The organism is Cyclobacterium sp. L-R (assembly GCF_056859355.1).
This window is the reverse complement of sequence record NZ_JBSXOH010000097.1, coordinates 178570-196015: the sequence shown is the minus strand read 5'-3', so window position 1 is coordinate 196015 and position 17446 is coordinate 178570. Positions and strand designations below refer to the sequence as shown.

At 34.9% G+C, this 17446-nt stretch carries 15 protein-coding genes and 1 pseudogene; 7 read left to right on the top strand and 9 right to left on the bottom strand.

The window, feature by feature from the left end; genetic code table 11:
• Positions 1–161: 161 nt before the first annotated feature.
• On the bottom strand, positions 162–599 hold the full coding sequence (locus tag AC13EX_RS22440; RefSeq protein ID WP_048644167.1) for a response regulator: 438 nt from the start codon (positions 597–599) through the stop codon (positions 162–164).
• 24 nt (positions 600–623) lie between these two features.
• Positions 624–1139 carry a pyridoxamine 5'-phosphate oxidase family protein gene (locus tag AC13EX_RS22435; RefSeq protein ID WP_482894425.1) on the bottom strand — a complete coding sequence of 172 codons (516 nt, stop codon included), beginning with the start codon at positions 1137–1139 and terminating at the stop codon, positions 624–626.
• Between the two features lie 630 nt (positions 1140–1769).
• On the opposite strand from AC13EX_RS22435, the gene AC13EX_RS22430 reads away from it, so the two are divergent.
• Positions 1770–3602, top strand: coding sequence for an alpha-amylase family glycosyl hydrolase (locus tag AC13EX_RS22430; protein WP_482894424.1), 1833 nt, complete (start codon positions 1770–1772; stop codon positions 3600–3602).
• Between the two features lie 186 nt (positions 3603–3788).
• Here AC13EX_RS22430 and AC13EX_RS22425 read toward each other — a convergent pair whose 3' ends face one another.
• Positions 3789–4238 (bottom strand): response regulator, encoded by a 450-nt coding sequence (locus AC13EX_RS22425; protein ID WP_048644170.1) that lies wholly within the window; start codon positions 4236–4238, stop codon positions 3789–3791.
• 306 nt (positions 4239–4544) lie between these two features.
• Between AC13EX_RS22425 and AC13EX_RS22420 the strand changes: the two are divergent.
• A pseudogene (locus AC13EX_RS22420) lies at positions 4545–5231 on the top strand (DUF3891 family protein); the annotation flags it as partial.
• Between the two features lie 39 nt (positions 5232–5270).
• On the opposite strand, the gene AC13EX_RS22415 reads toward AC13EX_RS22420, so the two are convergent.
• The 6 genes from AC13EX_RS22415 to AC13EX_RS22390 form a co-directional block, all read right to left on the bottom strand.
• Entirely contained in the window at positions 5271–5762 is a 492-nt protein-coding gene (locus AC13EX_RS22415; protein WP_482894423.1) for a hypothetical protein, read from the bottom strand.
• A gap of 284 nt (positions 5763–6046) precedes the next feature.
• Positions 6047–7075, bottom strand: a complete 1029-nt coding sequence (locus AC13EX_RS22410; RefSeq protein ID WP_482894422.1) for a helix-turn-helix domain-containing protein — start codon at positions 7073–7075, stop codon at positions 6047–6049.
• A gap of 869 nt (positions 7076–7944) precedes the next feature.
• Complete coding sequence (locus tag AC13EX_RS22405) at positions 7945–8391, bottom strand: response regulator (protein WP_048644173.1); 447 nt, start codon at positions 8389–8391, stop codon at positions 7945–7947.
• A gap of 9 nt (positions 8392–8400) precedes the next feature.
• On the bottom strand, positions 8401–8919 hold the full coding sequence (locus AC13EX_RS22400) for a helix-turn-helix domain-containing protein (RefSeq protein ID WP_240477885.1): 519 nt from the start codon (positions 8917–8919) through the stop codon (positions 8401–8403).
• A 338-nt stretch (positions 8920–9257) separates the two neighbouring features.
• On the bottom strand, positions 9258–9449 hold the full coding sequence (locus AC13EX_RS22395; protein WP_048644175.1) for a hypothetical protein: 192 nt from the start codon (positions 9447–9449) through the stop codon (positions 9258–9260).
• Positions 9450–9499: 50 nt separating this feature from the next.
• Positions 9500–9661: a DUF1328 domain-containing protein gene (locus AC13EX_RS22390; RefSeq protein ID WP_048644176.1), complete on the bottom strand. Its 162-nt coding sequence runs from the start codon at positions 9659–9661 to the stop codon at positions 9500–9502.
• 723 nt (positions 9662–10384) lie between these two features.
• On the opposite strand from AC13EX_RS22390, the gene AC13EX_RS22385 reads away from it, so the two are divergent.
• From AC13EX_RS22385 to AC13EX_RS22365, 5 genes are all read left to right on the top strand, one after another.
• Positions 10385–12226: an FAD-dependent oxidoreductase gene (locus AC13EX_RS22385; protein WP_482894421.1), complete on the top strand. Its 1842-nt coding sequence runs from the start codon at positions 10385–10387 to the stop codon at positions 12224–12226.
• Between the two features lie 101 nt (positions 12227–12327).
• Positions 12328–14304 (top strand): SGNH/GDSL hydrolase family protein, encoded by a 1977-nt coding sequence (locus tag AC13EX_RS22380; protein ID WP_482894420.1) that lies wholly within the window; start codon positions 12328–12330, stop codon positions 14302–14304.
• A gap of 160 nt (positions 14305–14464) precedes the next feature.
• Entirely contained in the window at positions 14465–14731 is a 267-nt protein-coding gene (locus AC13EX_RS22375) for a hypothetical protein (protein ID WP_482894419.1), read from the top strand.
• A 642-nt stretch (positions 14732–15373) separates the two neighbouring features.
• Complete coding sequence (locus tag AC13EX_RS22370) at positions 15374–16270, top strand: diacylglycerol/lipid kinase family protein (protein WP_482894418.1); 897 nt, start codon at positions 15374–15376, stop codon at positions 16268–16270.
• A 648-nt stretch (positions 16271–16918) separates the two neighbouring features.
• Positions 16919–17356, top strand: a complete 438-nt coding sequence (locus tag AC13EX_RS22365) for a hypothetical protein (protein WP_482894417.1) — start codon at positions 16919–16921, stop codon at positions 17354–17356.
• Positions 17357–17446: the final 90 nt, after the last annotated feature.

Below are 17446 nucleotides of genomic sequence, written 5' to 3'. Positions count from 1 at the left end.
AATTCTTTAGAATTTGAAAAGCCCTGATCCCCACTAATACATATTGATTTAGGGTTTTAAAACAGAGAAAAAAGTATTGGCAAATAGAGAAATACTTAAAGACGTTTATAGAACCAAACAATCATCTTTTCGCTCTTTGCTGTTTTTTCACTTTACAATTCTTAGGACAATATAATAAATTGATTTTTAATACTTGGATCAGTTTTGGTATCCAAAACATAATTCAAAGATTTAAATAACAAGGTTTTTAAATCCGTATAAGAAGCGGGCTTTTGGATGTATTGATTGGCTCCGTTATTCTTCAATAAATCTATTACATTCTGATCATTGATGGTAGAAAAAATTATAATTCCAATTTCAGAAAATTCAGGAATATTTCGAATATCGGTTAGACAATCAAACCCATTCAGCAAAGGCATATATAAGTCAAGAAAAATAGCGTCAGGTAAAGGGCTATCAGATTTAAGACTTTTCATTAGTTCAACTCCATTCCCAAACTGGCTTATAAAATGATCATAAGGGAATTTGGCTAACCCCTCAATAAACATTTCCCTATCATCTCTATCATCATCAGCAATAAACAGCCGAAGTTCGTCCATATCAATATTGTGTTATTATTATCGCTAATGCTCTTCAATTGAAATTTTCAAATCGCCCTGAGTTCCTAAATCTTGGCTATTTCCTGTAACTGCACTAATCCCCATCTTCAATAAATTAATAAACTTACCATTTTCTGTATCCCAATAATGTGCTTCTTTTGGTATAACTTTAATTGCTGTCAAATCAGGGTCACTTACTCCATCAAACCATGCATTGTCAGCTTTTTCATAGTAACGTTCCAAAATCACTCTTCCCTTATAAACAATAGCCTGGCCAAATATGGTCAAAAACTTCATTTCTTTCGGATTGGAATAAATCAATTGAACACTATTGTCTGTATCAATATTTTGATTGTGTACACTTTTTTCACTGCTTAAAAACCAGATACAACCTTCATCATCAACTTCCTTAGTGCTCATTGGTATAGCGTGCGAAGGTAAAGACTTAAGGCTTGTCTCCATTATGGCTATCTGAATACCTTCAGCCAATTCTTTTAACTTGTCTATGGCTTCTCTATTAAATAAGTTTTCTTTACTCATAAATATCATTTTTATTTTGATCTAAAGATAAAGCTCATAACTCCGATAGCTTGCAAATATTGAATCAGAAATTAACTCAAAAAAGTAAAAATTTACATAAGTGCGATCTATTCCAGCGTTTGACCAACTTCATTAATAGATGGTTACAATGCCGGTTACATAAGTTCCCAGTGCATTTGAATAAAGCCCCCTATTTAAGCACTTGTGAGGTAAATTACATTTGATTGATTTAACCCGAAATAGGCAAAAGACAATCTATTACTTGCTGAAATAGCTTCAAAACACCCCATCGTTGCTGTTTTCAATTTCACCATAGCGGTGCTATGCTAAAATCTCCAAACAGACTGATTTTCTTACGATTGCAACCCTTCCCATAAACACGGGACAGGCGAAAAAATCCTATTACATAATCCGGGTTTAAAAATTTTACCTTGATATGAAAGAGAACTTAATTGAATGATTTTAAAATGCCATTGACCTTAACAGCCAAGAATTTATCAGTATTAAAATGAAAAAAAATAGACACCGGCAATTGCAATAAAAAATAAATTTTAGAGCTAATAATATATTTTTTTGAAGCTATTCCTAAATAAAATTAGCATTTATTTTACGCAAAAAACATTGAAAACAATGGAAGTAGCTACTATAAAAAAAGATGAAATATTGCTTGATGGGATGGGTGCAATACCATCTCAAAGCAAAGGAACCACATTCCGTGTTTGGGCTCCAAATGTTGAAAATGTCGCTGTGGTAGGTGATTTTAATAATTGGGATGAAAGTAAGGACCGTATGAACTCAGAAAATAACGGATATTGGTCTTTGCATATTCCTTTCGCTAAAATCGGGGCGGAATATAAATTTTCACTTCAGTCAAACGGAAATAATATGCTGAAAAATGATCCTTATGCAAGGCAAATGACACATAGCAGTGGCAACTCCGTGATTGCAAAGAGAGCATTTGATTGGAACAATGACAATTTTAAGGTACCAAGCCTCAATCAGTTGGTTATTTATGAAATGCATATTGGTACTTTCCATCCGAAAACCAATTCAGGAGAACAAGGAATGGGAACATTTATCAGTGCTATTGAAAAACTACCTTATCTAAAAAAATTGGGAATCAATGCCATTGAAATCATGCCCATAGCAGAGTTTGCCGGTGGAATATCTTGGGGTTATAACCCTTCAGCTCCTTTTGCTATAGAAACAGATTACGGATCTCCAGAGGATTTCGCTTCTTTCGTAGATGCTGCCCACAAATACGGAATGGCCGTAATTATGGATGTGGTTTATAACCACTTTGGATCAACTGAATCAGATTTATGGCAATTTGATGGATGGGGTGAAAATGAAAATGGGGGCATCTACTTCTATAATGACTATCGGGCAGAAACCCCTTGGGGACATACAAGACCAGATTTTGGACGTGCAGAAGTTCGACAGTATATTAGAGACAATGCTCTGATGTGGTTAGAGGATTATCGTTGCGATGGCTTGCGATGGGATGCTACTTCCTACCTACGTTTTGTCGAAGGAGGTACTGGTTATGAAAGGAATGAAATTCTGGAAGCCAAAAAGATGATTCAGGATATTAACGGTGAGATTCGCACAAAATACCCAGAAAAAATATTAATCGCTGAAGATTTGAATGCCGATACCATAGTTACACAAGATTCAATTTACGGCGGTCTAAATTTCCATGCTCAATGGGATTCTCATTTCGTTCATAAAGTAAGGAACATTTTAATTATAGGGGAAGATAACCACCGCAATTTGCAAGAGGTGGTCAATGCTTTGACTTTTAAATACAACGATGATGTTTTTGAAAGAATCATTTATACAGAATCACATGACGAAGTGGCCAATGGGAATTCAAGAGTTCCAGAAGAAATTCAACTAGGAGCAGCTAATGGAGAATTCGCGAAAAAACGCTCGATTCTTGGTGCAACATTAATTTTTACATCTCCTGGAATTCCAATGCTATTTCAAGGTCAAGAATTTTTAGAAGATGGGTATTTCGATGACAATCAAGGCTTGGACTGGGAGAAAGCTTCCCATTTTGAGGGCATTGGTAAATTATACCAAGACTTAATCAAAAGGCGATTAAGCCAAGACGATCACCTGCAAGGATTGCAAGGTCAAGGCTTGGAAATCATTCATTTTAATCAGGAAAATAAAATGCTCGCCTTTCTAAGAACCCATGACCTTTATCCTGAAAATCCTGTTTTAGTTATTTTAAATTTTTCGAATAGAAGGTTTAATGAATATGAAATAGGTGTTCCTATGGGAACTAACTGGGAGACCAATTTTAACAGTAGCTTTTCGGGGTACGATGAATATGACTTTAATACCGAGATTACTGCCTTAAAGGTTTTAGAAAATTGTAATTATGACAACCAAGCACATACCTTAACCTTTTCTATTGCTGAATATGGTGCATTAATAATTACTAGAAATCAGTGATGATTTTTAATATCCTATCACAAAAACATCAATTCAGATAAAATAAATTTCACTTTGAATAAAAGCTGTGAAAAGGCTTTTATTCAAAGTGAAATTAAAGCAAACGAGATCACTTTTATCAACTAAATCACATTTGCCTATGGTCAGTACTACTAAATAATCATTAATGTTAGATCCAAACTAAGATTATGCCTGAATCACAAAATTATGGCTATCAAGGGCTGAACAGGGATCATTCCAGTCAGTATCCAATGTATTTTTAAGAATCTTTTTCATTTCTTCGTGACTAAATGGCTTTTGAATATAGGCATTTGCACCAAGTTGATAGGATTTATTTACATCTGCAGGATTGAAAGAGGTTGAAAAAATAATTACACAAATATCCTTCAACCGAACATTAGTTCGGATTTCTTTCAAACACTCAAACCCATTCTTTAAAGGCATATTGAGATCCAAAAACAGAATGTCTGGCAATTCTGCATTTTCATCCTTAAGGTAATCCATTAATTGGACTCCTCCCTCGAAAATAATTGTCTTAACATTAACATTTAGCGCTGTTATTGATTCCTGAAAGAGCTCACAATCGTCTGGATCATCATCAGCCAAAACAAGTAAACTATTATTTATTGTCTTCATGTCTTATCTTAAATTTGGCATTACAAAGTAACCTTTTACTTCGAAGATCTTTTTCAAAGTGGAATAAAGTTGTAAAGAAAATTCCTTTGCAAAATCTAGATAAAAAGCTAATCTTCAAAAATAAGACCAAATAGGACAGTTAAGCCCTATTTTTATGGATTTATTTAAGCATTTGGCACAGCACTTGCCTATTCAAACCAGTCATAACCTAGCAGTTAGAAAATTGAAAGTCTAGGAAAAAAATCAAAAAATATGATAGTCAAAAAATCACCACAAGGACATCACATCATATAACAAGCAGCCCATGGCTTGTTGGCCGGTAAAATTGCTCAGCAATTAAAAAGGAAATACAGACCAAAACTTTGGCTTGAAACTTTAATAGCTATCGTAGAACACGATGATTTACAACTTAACTTTAAGGACAACAATTACTTGTCTGACATTGGTATGCCCAAGGACTTTACTGAAGACAAGCAAAATTCGTCAATGATATTAAAAAGGTTGAAACGGATAATGAGCCATGCAAACAGCAAATCATCATGGACGACTTTACTCGTGTCTTTCCACATTGAATATTTGTATAGAAGTGTGAAAGATCAGAGCAAAGGCCTAAAAGACTTTTTAAAAAATCAGGAGCAACTTCGAAATAAAATTTTAAAGGAACATAACACCTCTAAGACCGAAGCTTACTCAATCTATCAGGTTTTACTTTTCTGTGATCGCTTGTCTTTGATATTGTGCAAAAATGAAATTCCAGATGCCGGAAGAAAAATTGAAATTAATACGTCAATAGATAATAAGACCTATTTCCTTCATCAAAAAGACAATGGTATTGTAACTGTCGAACCATGGTGTTTTGAACAAAACAAATTTGAAATTTCAATTGAAGAGATTATTTTAAAACAAACAAAATTTAATGACCAAAATGAACTTAAAGAAGCTTTAGAAGCTGCTAATAAAAGCAAAATCTCCTGGAATATTGAAAAGCAATAAGACCTAATCACTTTAATTTCAAAAATGCCAATTTAAATTTTATTTAAAATAGATGATTTTTATTAACTGATCCCTTAACATCCAAGTCATTTCAATATGTAACTGTAGAATTTCAGCTAATGCGTCCAAAGAATCATTAGAATTAAGGTGGAAAGAATTGTGTTTTAAGTTTTTTCGGATGAATTTAATTATCATGTTATGATCTCGTAACAAGCCTCTAATTAAACATTCTGATCTATTAATGCTAGAATCAAATACATTTAAAATTGAGCTTTTAAGCCCCTGTGTAAGACTCCCTTGATAGTTAAAGTTGATCTTTCTTATTTGACCATTTACAATGGTCAAAACATCATTTAATAATGAAAAATATTGCTTGAAAAAACAGTGGTCTCCATCATCTTTGGATAATAGCTTAGGAGCAGCCTCTTTGGCTTTAGCGTATAAAACAAGCTTATCTGTCAATAGCTGGTGAAAAATTTTTAAGTTAATTTTCTCACTCGAATCAGTTAGCGCGATATCTTTCTCTTTCAAATTCATTCTCAATATTAAATAGACACCACAATCGAATCACTCCTCCTATTTTCTTCCAGGTCAGCTTAATCAATCACCAACGCTTGAACTAATCACCATATAATTAGCTATAAAAAGCCGCCTATTCAATAGACGGCTTTAGGTTGGTTGTGGTAATTAAAATAGTTGGTTTATTTATGCCATATCCTATAATTGCAATAGAAAAATTGCTTGCTTATAAAGTCATATCCAAAATTTTCTTGAAAACAAACATCGATGCCAATTACACAATTAAGGTTAATCTTCTATGCTGATAAACTCATCAATTGTTGATGAACTTTATATTCTTTTGGACTACAGTTGTACTTTTGCCTGAATATCTTTGAAAAATAGCTTCTGCTAGTAAAACCAACACTGTATACCACTTCAGAAATATTTAAATCTGAAGTCTTTATTAGTTCTTCAGCCTTCTCTACCCTTACTGCGCGGATATAATCACTTACAGTAGTTCCATGCATTAATTTGAAACCTTCTTGTAACTTACCCGGTGCTAATCCAGAAAGACGGCTTAGTGTTGAAATACAATGCTGTGCCTCAGGAGAATTTTGAATATCTATTGAAATTTTACGGATAATATCCATTTCTTTTGAGTTCAAATTGCCCCTGTTAAAAGATCTGTTCTTAAGGTCATCTGAATGTTGTTGGATTTCATGAGCAAGAATCATGTGTACCAATCCTTCGATCATAAGACTCCTAACAATGCCTCTTTGCTGAATTGCCTCTAGCTGTTGAATCTTATCGGCTATTTTTAAATTGTACGAACCCACATAAATGGAATTTTTTGGTCGATCACCATTTATGAATGATTTCTGAATTCTGTAATTTAGATTATGTTGCTTCAGGATGTTTTGATTTGATGAAGTTTTCACCACAATAAGAGAGATCTTAACGTGTTCATCTTTCTCAAAATTCAGGCGATTTTCTTCAAATGCCCTATTTGTTAAAATACCCGTCTGGAAATTTTCCAATGTGTTTTTGGCTTGTTGGCTACCAAAACTATGAGAAACTTTCCCTTTCAAACAATAGGCAAAACAAATTGGTGGATTTTTTGATGTTCCTGCAAGTAGGGTAAAATCTTGCAAAAATTTTACATCAAATTCCAGTAGCGATATACCACTCTTGAAGGTAATACCTCTGATTCGCCCCTTGCCAAATTCATTGTCAATATCTAAAACATGCTCTTTTACCCCAATGCTAAGATTTCCATTGAAATTTTGATTTAACTCATCAAACATGTTTTTAATGGTCGTGGATGTAAGTGATATCGTAGTCATGTTGTTACAAATAAGGTTAAACATTAATAAATTGATCCTCATTTCAAAAAGCAATGCACCAATTCAAAATAAAATATTGACATTTCTAAAAAACTGAAAATCAAAACTTGCAGTAATTGAAATATCCATCTTTTAAAACAAATTAGACCGCAGATAAAAAATATCATCTTAGATCTTTTACAAATATCACCTATAGGCACTCAACTTAAGTTACAGAACTTTGGGTTTACGTTACAAAATTTTACGTTTCATCTTAAAAATTGCGAAATATTTACAATTGTTATTCAATATTCTTCTAAAACAATTTACATAAACAGCTAAAGCACAACTTATTATACAATACATACCAGGTTTTATAAATAGTTTGGCCTTGCTTGACCCGATTAATTAAGGATAATTCACGGTTAAATGGATTTTATTGGCTAAAGATTTAACCCGGATTATGTAATAGGATTTCTCCGTCCTGACAATAGTCAGGGGTGAAGCCTGTCCCGTGATTACGGGAAGTGTTGCAATCGCAAGACAATCAGGTTGTTTGGAGATTTTAGCATAGCACCGCTATAGTGAAATTGAAAACAGCAACGAAGTGGCTGATTTTAAAGCGATTTCAGCACGTAATAGAATGTCTATTGCATATTTCGGGTTAAAGAAAGATTTTAACTACAATCCTAAAAGAATTAACAAACCTACTTTTGGAAAGAGGGAAAAGTAACATCTGTAAAATGTTAAAAAATCTTATTTTGAGAGCTTGAAAAAAAAATAAATTGAGGACATTTATTGAATGATGGTCTTTGCTCCTATAACAGCCCATCCTTAATTTTTCAAAAGATTTTCGCTAAACTTTATATTTTAAAAGTATTTCACTCAGGTTAAAACCGGAACATAAAAGTGTTTCTATTCATGTTTGAAGTGTGGTATTGCCAGTTTATTTGCAACACTTTCTCAATCACCTCTTTAAGCTTACCAAAGCTTGCTGGTTTATTTATATAAATATTAGCACCATTAACAAAAGTTTCCTCAATATCCTGTTCAGATGAAGAAGTAGAATAAATTGCAATGATGAGATCTTTTAAAACGTTATTTTGACGAATTTCCTGCAAACACTGCATCCCGTTCTTAATTGGCATATTTAGATCCAAAAAGATCAAATTAGGTTGCACTATGCCTGGATGAAAGAGAAAGTCCATTAATTCCTGACCATCCTTAAATATGGCAAGTTGGGTTTTAATAGCAAGTTGTTTGATTGCTTCTTCAAAAAGCATTCTATCATCTTCATCGTCATCAGCAAGAGCAACATTCAGAAAATTGGTTTCCATTTAAAGGGATTAAAAATTAACACTTTGTTGTGAATTCGCTTTTTTTCGTTTCATTATCCGTTGAAAACTGCTGGGTGTAAGCCCTGTTGTTTTTTTAAATTGCCCTGACAAATGAGATACACTACTGTAATTTAAACGATAAGCAATTTCAGTTAGGGTCAATTCCTCATCACACAGCAACTCCTTCACAATATCCACTTTTCTTAAGATCACAAAATTTTCTATGGATGAATAGGTATTCTCTGAAAAAACAGAGGACAGATAAGAATAAGTATAGTTAAGCTTATCTGACAAATAACTTGACACCTTCAAAATTCGGGCATTCTCATCATTCAACATTTCATCAATAGTATTTTTAATCCGATCTACAAGTGTTTCCTTTTCATCGTTCAAAATTGTAACACCATATTGTTTTAAGGCAATATACAGTGCCTCTCTCGTCTCAACCGGCAACTTCTCCAAAACATCTATTTCTCCCAAATCCTTTAAAGAGAATGGGATTTGAAGTTTTTCCAGTTGTTCTTTCACGACAGTTTCGCAGATAACTTTATAATTATATCTCAGGTAAATTTTCACTAAAAAAAGGGGCCAATTAAAGATTTTCCTCAGAATTTAAAGCAAGATAATCACAAATTCTATAATAAGAGTGTGAATTTTTAATATTCCCGTGTGATATTCATTTTGGGTAACCTTAAGGTAAAAACTTTAATACCTATTACTTACCAAGGGTTTCAATCAAAATAGCTGATCATGAAGGCATAAACCTCCAATATATTTCATTAATCAGTAAAAAATCGAAGCATAAGAAAGCGGATTTTCTGTGTAAGAAAATCCGCTTTCTAAAATAGAATTAATTAGTTTTAAAATTAATTGTCATCGGTAGCATCATCGATCTCATCTTCAACCTCTTCCACACCCTCTTCGATAGCATCACCTGTATCTTCAACTGCTTCTTCAACTTTATCACTTGCACTTTCATTTTTGTCTCTACAACTTGTAAGTGATAGGAATGAGGTTGTCATTAATGCGATTAGGAAAATATTAATATAACGTTTCATAATTTCTGTTTTAGTTTAATTGATTTAAATTCAAATTTGATCTTAAAATACTAAATCCCCTTTCTGCCGAAAATCAAGGAAATAAGGAACAATACAACGAAAATAAAGAAGATCACCTTAGCGATAGAAGCTGCTCCTTCAGCAACTCCACCAAACCCGAAAATAGCAGCAATAACTGCGATAATAATGAAAATGATTGTCCATCGTAGCATAGTGTTGATTTTAAGTTATTTACAAACTATTAAGTATATGAATTGATATAAAAGTTAAAATTATCAAATAAAACCCTGGTTAATGGACTCAATAAATTCTAATATTGCTTCAATCCAAAACCACTCCCTATCTTTTAAATAAAATGGGAAACCAACCCTAGATTACTCCATAGGTTACCTTGCAAAGGTTTCAATCAATATTGTAAAATGTAGCTCTTTACCCATTAAATCAGCTTAAAGGGACTTTATTATGGTTTCGCAAATAATCTCCATTGCTACAGGTTAGTATACCACAAACCATGTACCACAGTTTATTATTAAAAATGAAATCGCTCTTGATTTACGGAGAACCATCCCTATGTTATACCTTTAACCCACAATAGACAATCTATTACGTGCTGAAATCACTACAAAATACCAAATCTTCAAACAGCCTGATTTTCTTGTGATTGCAACACTCCCCGTATATACGATACTGGCTTTACCCCTGACTTCTGTCAAGGCGGAGACCCCCTATTTCATAATCTGGATTTAATTAATGAGCAAGTCCATAAACTCGCTTTACTGATTTTTTTTATTGGTTTTTAAGAATTTATGCAGTATTATTTGTCTAGAAAGCCAAAAAAACTTAATCCATTAATTGCCTTAGTATTTTTAAATAGAACCTCCCTATATGCCCCATATAAACTATCTTTGAAATGAATAATGAAGTAAACTAAAAATATGAAACTACTTAAATGCGATATTTTAATAGCAGGTGGAGGTCCTGGAGGAATTCCTGCGGCTTTAGCCGCTGCTAGAAATGGGGCAAAAGTTATTCTCTGTCAGGACAGATCTGTATTAGGCGGCAACGCATCCAGTGAAGTACGCATGCACATTGTAGGCGCTGATTGTAGTGGAAAACGTGGAGAAAATCTATCCGTTGAAGCAAGAGAGTCTGGGATTATTGAAGAAATTCGACTTGAGGCCTGTGTGAATAACCCCCAAAGGTCTCCCTCTGTATTTGACTTAATATTATATGACAAATGCCGAAATGAACCTAATATTGAATTGATGCTCAACACTAGGGTATATTCAACTGAGGTGCAAGACCAAACCATTAAAAAGGCTTTTGCAAGAAGGGAGTCTACTGAGGATGAATTCGAAATTGAAGCAAAAGTATTTGTTGATTGTACAGGAGATGGCACAATCGGGGCTACCTCTGCTGCACCGTATTTTGAGGGCAGAGAAGCAAAATCTACCTTTGGAGAAAGCCTTGCTCAAGATAAAAGCGATAAATTAAGGTTGGGTTCCTCACTGATGTTTCAAGCCAAAAGGCACGATCAACCAATGCCTTTCACTCCACCTTCATGGGCTAGAAAAGTTTCTGAAGAAGACCTTGTACTCAGGCCACATGCCACACCAGCCATGGACATGGATCTGGGATTAGAATATGGCTATTGGTGGCTGGAATGGGGCGGAACATTGGACACCATTAAAGACAATGAGCTCATCAGAGATGAATTGCTAGCTATTTTACTTGGAGTCTGGGATCATGTGAAAAATGGAGGTGACCACGGTGCAGACAATTGGGCTTTAGAATGGTGTGGTTTCTTACCTGGAAAAAGAGAAAGTAGAAGATTTATAGGACAATACACCTTAACCCAAAAAGATATACAAGAGGCCAAAACTTTTGATGATGCTATCGCCTATGGGGGCTGGCACATCGACATTCATCCCCCCCAAGGTGTGGATGCCATCAACGAATCACCCTGCATCCACCATCAGGTCCCAAAACTTTACCAAATACCGCTTAGAACTACCATTAGCAACACCATTTCCAATCTTATGTTTGCGGGAAGAAACATTTCAGCAAGCCATGTGGCCTTCGCTTCGACTCGGGTCATGGCTACTTGTGCCGTTGTGGGACAAGCTGTTGGTACTGCTGCGGCTTTGGCCGTAAAGCAGGACGTAGTTCCAATGGACATTGTGCCTAATAAAGAATTACTTAATAGAATTCAACAACAGCTTTTAAAAGATGATGCATTTGTTCCAGGCATTATAAATCAAGAAAAAAGTGACTTGGTCAAAACAGCAGGGATTAAAGCCAATTCAGAGCAGAAAGAAGGACTGGCTGTAAATATAATAAGTGGACAGAACAGAAGTGTCCATGGAGAAAAGGGGGTACGGTCCGAGTTGACAAAACCAGGTACCCACCGATGGATGAGTGATCCCGTGGCTGGACTCCCGGCTACCATAGAACTACACTGGGATAGCCCAAAAAACATTCGACAATTGCAGATCATCTTTGACACCGGTGCACATAGGGTGCTCACTTTCAGCCTGGCGGATGAATACACCAAAAAAATGCACTGGGGCAGCCCTCAACCAGAAACAGTAAAAGATTATAAAATTGACACTTATTTAAACGAACAGCTAAAGGAATCTTTATCAGAAGTAAATAACTATCATAGGCTTCGCCGACATACCTTAAATGGAAAAGCGATAGATAGTATAAAGATCACCGTATTGGCCACTCAAGGTTTAGATCACGCCAGGATTTTCGAAATCAGGGCTTATGAATGATGCATATACTCTTTAACAAAAAAATACCATGCTTAAGTTGGCTTACCAAAGGCCCGTTTTATTGATAACCAAATAATACTTTAATGATAACCCTTATATAAATGTTGAAAGTTTACTTTTCACTCACCCTCCTTGCCTTCTATTTCCTCATCTTACAGGCTTATCCTCAATCGCAGCTTTCCGACAACTTTATTGCCAACGCTGAGCAATCTGAATGGAAAGGTTTTGAACGATATGATTTCAGCTTTCAAGGGAGGCAAGCCAGACTGATCCTGCCCAAGGAGGCCATTCAAGGAAACCCATGGATATGGCGGGCAAGATTCCCCGGCTGGCACACTGAAGCAGATAGTATTTTGGTGGCCGAAGGATTTCACCTGGCTTATATCAACACCGACAATTTATTTGGCAGTCCTACTGCCGTAAAGATCTGGGATGATTTTCACCAGTACTTGATTGAAGAAATAGAGCTTCAATACAAAGTGTCATTAATGGGGGTTAGTAGAGGAGGTCTTTTTATTTACAATTGGGCAAAAGAACATCCTGATAAGGTTGCATGTATTTATGCTGAAGCACCCGTACTGGATTTTAAAAGCTGGCCAGGTGGCTTTGGAGATAGTGAGGGTTCACCAAAAGATTGGGAAAAATTAAAAGAAGTCTACCATTTTTCATCTGATGAAGAGGCGAAGGCATATAAAGACAACCCTATAGATAACCTGAAAGACCTACCAACACATAGGGTACCCATATTGCACATGATAGGGCTGAATGATCAGGTAGTACCTGTTGATGAAAACACCCTTCCTATGATTCAAAATTACATTAAATCAGGAGGAATTGCCACGGTAGTGACTTCAGTAGATGGAGAACAAAGCCTAAAAGGCCACCACTTCCCTATTCAGACACCTCGATTGGTAGCCGATTTTATAAAATACCATTCCATACAAGCACAACGATTAGCTTCAGAAAAATATCATCAGAATAATGGGGGCATAAAAAATTCTTTGATAAAATTTTCCCATAATAAAACTGGCAGGGTGGCTTTTTTAGGTGGATCAATTACGCACAACCCTGGCTGGAGAGACAGTGTCAGCAATTACTTGCAGCATAGCTTTGTAAATACTGAAATTGACTTTATCAATGCTGGCATTCCCTCTATGGGAAGTACTCCATCCGCCTTCAGGTTAGAGAAAGATGTATTGGATAAAGGCAATATTGATCTTTTATTTCTAGAGGCTGCTGTCAACGACTCAGGTAATGGAAGGTCTTCCATTGAACAAGTCCGAGCAATGGAGGGCATCATCAGGCATGCAAGGAAAGTAAACCCGGAAATGGATATCGTCATCATGCATTTTGTAGACCCTGGAAAAATGGTTTCCTACAATCAAGGGATTGTACCTGATGTAATCAAGAATCACCAGGCTGTAGCAGACCATTATGGTATTCCTACAATCAACCTTGCAAAGGAAGTCACAGATAGAATCAATGCAGAAGAATTTACTTGGGAAGATGATTTCAAAAACCTCCATCCTTCTCCATTTGGGCAGGGAATTTATTCCCTATCAATCATTTCCTTTCTTAAAAAGAGCTATGACAATAGGGAGGGTTCTTCAAACAAGGTTACCAGTTATCCGGAGGTAAACAGAATGGATATTTACTCCTATGATAAAGGTTCACTCATAAGTATAGAAGAAGCAAAACTTGCAAAAGGTTGGCATATTGATCCAAATTGGAAGCCTGTGGACAATAAAAAAACAAGGCCTGATTTTGTCAATAAACCTATGCTAATTGGAAAAGCAGGAGCCAAATCCCTAAATTTTAAATTCAAAGGTAATGCTGTAGGTATCGCTGTTGCAGCCGGCCATGATGCAGCAAATATTAGCTTTAGAATCGACAAAGGAGAATGGCGCCAATTGGATTTAAAAACCAAATGGAGTGATCAACTCCATCTGCCCTGGTATTATACCTTAGACAGTGAATTGCAAAGTACCTCCCACTTACTAGAAATTAAAGTCCCCAAAAGTATAAATGAAGATCAAAATGGTAAAGCATGTAGGATTCGGTACTTTTATGTGAATTAAAATGTTTTCCCTTACAAAAGGATAGGTATAAAATAAACCAAGAAGATGAAAAAGCAGGAAAAACTATTGTAAGTATGTTTAAATAAGTGCTGATCTCTATGATTATTATAATCCCTTCAATCTTATGAATTAAATCTCCCTTCTTCTTGTTGAAAAGTATATGAAAGGAAATCAAAAATATGTTCCAATTAGTTGCCTGTCTTTTGATCGTTTGCAAGATTGGTCCACGAGGAAGGAAATTGTGGCCTTAACATTCTTCAATAAAGACCTTAAAATAGTCGCTAAGTCTTCTCGAATTATAGACCTTTTCACAAAAAACAGTGAAGAATTTATTGTACTTGAAAGCGGTGAAAATTTTCGGCTTGATCACCTCATAAGCGTCAATGGCTTTAGGGTTGACAGCTGTGAAATAGCCCCGCGAAAGTAAGGCTGATATATAATGGCCTGTTCCTGACAAATTTCAGCCCTAAGGATCCCAATAGTATTTTCTGCTTAAACTCCCTCAAAGGATCCGAAAGTGTAGATTCTTTCTTTTTTATAATAATAAACGACTACCAGATCATCCTATAACTATTCCTCTTCCCATACTCTGGAATTGTAGCACAAGACCATCAGACTTAGCCCCTTCCATCGCAATAGCAGAAAAAAATTGGTTAATGGAGTAGTATTTTTAAAGGTAAAAAAATTGTCAATTGAAATAACATAAACCCCTCACCTTTCGTAATTTTCGCTAAAATTCAAGCCGTTCTATATTTCATTCAATCTAAGTCCAAATGTCTATAAAGCATATTATCAATATATTTTTAAACCCGGATTATGTAATAGGATTCGTAATGAGTGTTGCAATCGCAAGAAAATCAGACTGTTTGGAGATTTTAGCATAGCTCCGCTATGGTGAAATTGAAAACAGCAACGAAGTGGCTGATTTTAAAGCGATTTCAGCACGTAATAGAATGTCTATTGCATATTTCGGGTTAAACCAATAATGAAATAGATTGTTTGACGTTGAAGAGTACTGAAAAATAACAAAATTGAATTTCAACCTTCCAAAAAGTAAAATAAAAAGCACATGAAATTACTTTTTATCGTAAACCCAATCTCTGGCGACGTAGACAAAGAGCCATTTATAAAAAACGCAAAAGAACTATGTCTAAAATATGGAATAGAGAACCGTTTTTTTAAAACGACAGGAAAGGATGATGAAGAAAAAGTAAATGATATTATTCAGAAATTTGTGCCTGACCGAGTCGCCTCTGTTGGGGGGGATGGTACAACCTTGTTTTCCGCTATTGCTTTGATGCAAGAAAAAATCCCAATGGGCATCATCCCCCTAGGTTCAGCTAACGGTATGGCAGTAGAATTAGGTGTCAATTCGAATCCAGTTGAGGCTTTAAAGGACCTGATCATGTCCTCTATGATCAAAAGTCTGGATATGTTGAAGATTAATAACAAGTATTATTCTCTCCACATTGGGGATGTAGGGATTAATGCTGAGATCGTAGCCTCTTATGAAAAGGATTCCAATAGAGGGATGACCACCTATGCCAAATACTTTTTAGATGAGTTGATGAAAATCGATCCTTTCGAAATTCAAGTAGAGGCAAACAATGAAAATACAATTGAAAAGGCCGTGATGGTAGGTATATGTAATTCCAGAAAATATGGAACAGGTATACCCTTAAATATTAATGGTAATCCTATGGATGGAAAATTTGAGATAGTCTTAGTCAAGAATTTAAACACTCAATTTTTAATTAATGCAGGACTTTCCAAGTTTAATGATGTCTTTTATATGAAAGAAAACATCACTGCAATAAGCACAGAAAAGGCAATTTTAAAATTTGACCACCCTAGATTATTACAATTAGACGGAGAAGTAATTGGTAAATTTGATCGATTAGTAGTAGAAATTGTTAAGGGAGCTACCATGTTAATTACATCTAAGGACAATCAATATATAGATTGAACCTGCCAATTCAGGGGCAGGGCATTATTGAATAATTCACAAAAGACCAATTGCACCCTTTACAGCTGTGGTTTCAACTTATGGTATTATTGAGCTCTTTCAATTCCACTCCTATGCCGCTTGGGTAGATTGAATGTTTTTTTGTATACCTATTCAATTCCAGAGATAGCTCATTAATTTTCATTTTTTATAGTTTTTAACTTAATTACCAATTAACCGAATCACTTCATCAATATACAATTATACTGACATTGGCCTGCTGATTATTCAGTAAAAGACAAAATATTTAAAAGTATGGTAAATAAGCATGTTTTTTTTTCGATTAAATTTCAACTCGATTTATTCAAAATATTTATCCCATCCGATATGGTTTAATATTCCTTAAAGCCCTAAGCTCTTTCCGCTACGGGCCTAAAAAAAATAAAACTAAAATACTGATTATTAGCATTTTAAAAATGATGAAATGTCATTTTCCCAATAATTCAACTTGCTAAAAACACCTATTGTTAGATGAATGTTTTATTTTATACTATCTTAAAAAAGACAGTGTTATTGACCATTATCTCCTAACTATTAAATATCTAATTCATAAAAAAAATGTTAAAACATTAAAACAATTAAAATATTTTTATAGGTTTGTTGATCTAAATGAAAAGGAAGAGACATTTTATAAAGGATTCTATGCCGCACCCAATTTTGGTTGGGGCATCCTTAGCGTCATGCTTTTTGATGCTATTTCTTGGCCCTATCCTCTTGGGATCTCATGAATCAGACAAACCTTTAGAAAGCCATAATCAACAAGCTTCTTTTCTTTCTGCCAATGACATTTTAAGTGATATTCACTACTTTTTACATTTACCATCTGAGGGTGATTCTCCAGAAGAACAGGAAAATGAAAGTGAAAATGAATCCAATAAAACATTAGATGAAGACAGCGAGAATTTTTATGTAAATACTGCCTTTTTTATAAAAGCGGGTTACAATTTAGGAAAATCTTTGTTTTCTCAATTAAACCTTTCAATTTATAATAGAACTAGGATTTCACTCGTTATTCTCCACCACTCCTGGAAGAGTTTTCTCGTATAATTTTTTTTTTTACATCCCAAAACATCGTTGGATGCACTCCAATGATTTAATCAATTCCCATGATTTGAAGTAGGTTTTCATCTACTAATG